Raw genomic sequence first — 331 nt, 5'->3', positions numbered from 1 at the left:
GTGCGTGCTGCACGCCGCTGGTGGTGCGGTGCTGTCGGCGGCGACCGGCAAGCCGTTCCGCTACAACCGCCGCGAAACGCTGTTGAACGGCGATTTCATCGCCCTTGGTGATACCAGCCTGCCGTGGCGGGACTGGTTGTCCGACTGATTCCTGGAGGCCGCATGAGCGCGCACGACACCCCTCCCGCCGGCAGCGAGGCAAGCCATCAACTGCAACGCCTGCTGGTCATCATGGCGCGCCTGCGCGACCCGCAGGGAGGTTGCCCGTGGGACCTGGAGCAGGACTTCTCGACCATTGCCCCGTACACCATCGAGGAAGCCTACGAGGTGG

1 pseudogene is annotated in these 331 nt (G+C 66.8%); it reads left to right on the top strand.

Features of this window, described 5'->3' with window-relative positions:
- Positions 1-162: 162 nt before the first annotated feature.
- Positions 163-331, top strand: a pseudogene (locus tag EN850_RS37630) (nucleoside triphosphate pyrophosphohydrolase); the annotation flags it as partial.

The sequence above is a fragment of the Mesorhizobium sp. M8A.F.Ca.ET.207.01.1.1 genome (assembly GCF_004794715.1).
Taxonomy (GTDB): Bacteria; Pseudomonadota; Alphaproteobacteria; order Rhizobiales; family Rhizobiaceae; genus Mesorhizobium.
The sequence above is the reverse complement of the archived record's forward strand: the minus strand, read 5'-3'. Positions and strand labels throughout refer to the sequence as shown.